Here is a 1,882-nt window from a genome sequence, read left to right as displayed (position 1 = left end):
TCTTTGAGGTACTACCCTCAAAACTAAACAAAGTTTCTCAGTGTGCTTCCGCTTGCTTAAGTGACTTCTCTTAGTATCTCTACTCTCCATCACTCTCGCTTCCTTAGAAAGGAGGTGATCCAGCCGCAGGTTCTCCTACGGCTACCTTGTTACGACTTCACCCCAGTCATCTGCCCTGCCTTAGACGGCTCCTTCCCGAAGGTTAGGCCACCGGCTTTGGGCATTGCAGACTTCCATGGTGTGACGGGCGGTGTGTACAAGGCCCGGGAACGTATTCACCGCGGCGTGCTGATCCGCGATTACTAGCGATTCCAGCTTCGTGCAGTCGAGTTGCAGACTGCAGTCCGAACTGAGAACAGCTTTCAGAGATTCGCTTGCCTTCGCAGGCTCGCTTCTCGTTGTACTGCCCATTGTAGCACGTGTGTAGCCCAGGTCATAAGGGGCATGATGACTTGACGTCATCCCCACCTTCCTCCGGTTTGTCACCGGCAGTCTCATTAGAGTGCCCAACTTAATGCTGGCAACTAATAACAAGGGTTGCGCTCGTTGCGGGACTTAACCCAACATCTCACGACACGAGCTGACGACAGCCATGCACCACCTGTCTTAGCGTCCCCGAAGGGAACTCCTAATCTCTTAGGATGGCACTAGATGTCAAGACCTGGTAAGGTTCTTCGCGTTGCGTCGAATTAAACCACATGCTCCACCGCTTGTGCGGGCCCCCGTCAATTCCTTTGAGTTTCAACCTTGCGGTCGTACTCCCCAGGCGGAGTGCTTAATGCGTTAGCTGCAGCACTGAGAGGCGGAAACCTCCCAACACTTAGCACTCATCGTTTACGGCATGGACTACCAGGGTATCTAATCCTGTTCGCTACCCATGCTTTCGAGCCTCAGCGTCAGTTGCAGACCAGAGAGCCGCCTTCGCCACTGGTGTTCTTCCATATATCTACGCATTCCACCGCTACACATGGAGTTCCACTCTCCTCTTCTGCACTCAAGAAAAACAGTTTCCGATGCAGTTCCTCGGTTAAGCCGAGGGCTTTCACATCAGACTTATTTTTCCGCCTGCGCTCGCTTTACGCCCAATAAATCCGGACAACGCTTGCCACCTACGTATTACCGCGGCTGCTGGCACGTAGTTAGCCGTGACTTTCTGGTTGATTACCGTCAAATAAAGGCCAGTTACTACCTCTATCCTTCTTCACCAACAACAGAGCTTTACGATCCGAAAACCTTCTTCACTCACGCGGCGTTGCTCCATCAGACTTGCGTCCATTGTGGAAGATTCCCTACTGCTGCCTCCCGTAGGAGTTTGGGCCGTGTCTCAGTCCCAATGTGGCCGATCAGTCTCTCAACTCGGCTATGCATCATCGCCTTGGTAAGCCGTTACCTTACCAACTAGCTAATGCACCGCGGGGCCATCCCATAGCGACAGCTTACGCCGCCTTTTATAAGCTGATCATGCGATCTGCTTTCTTATCCGGTATTAGCACCTGTTTCCAAGTGGTATCCCAGACTATGGGGCAGGTTCCCCACGTGTTACTCACCCATCCGCCGCTCGCGTCCCCAGCGTCATTACCGAAGTAAATCTGCTGGTTCTGCTCGCTCGACTTGCATGTATTAGGCACGCCGCCAGCGTTCGTCCTGAGCCAGGATCAAACTCTCATTTTGAAATTTAAGTTTGAATGATTGCTCATTCGATTATTTAAGATCTTTGTCTCAAATTTATTGCTTGCGAATTGACTTCGCTTCTTGTTTGGGTTTTACACCCGCACACTTTTAGCGAAACTTTGTTCAGTTTTCAAAGTACTACCTCCGTCTGGTTGAACCAGACGGCTTTTATATTTTATCAAATCTCAAATCCTTTGTCAAGAACTTTTTT

1 rRNA gene is annotated in these 1,882 nt (G+C 50.7%); it reads right to left on the bottom strand.

The features are described from left to right. Window positions 1–107: 107 nt before the first annotated feature. Window positions 108–1,671, bottom strand: a 16S ribosomal RNA gene (locus CP368_RS09780). Between the last annotated feature and the right edge of the window lie 211 nt (window positions 1,672–1,882).

This window comes from Lactobacillus sp. UMNPBX17, from assembly GCF_002553735.1.
In the GTDB taxonomy this organism is placed as follows: domain Bacteria; phylum Bacillota; class Bacilli; order Lactobacillales; family Lactobacillaceae; genus Lactobacillus; species Lactobacillus gallinarum.
The sequence above is the reverse complement of the archived record's forward strand: the minus strand, read 5'-3'. Positions and strand labels throughout refer to the sequence as shown.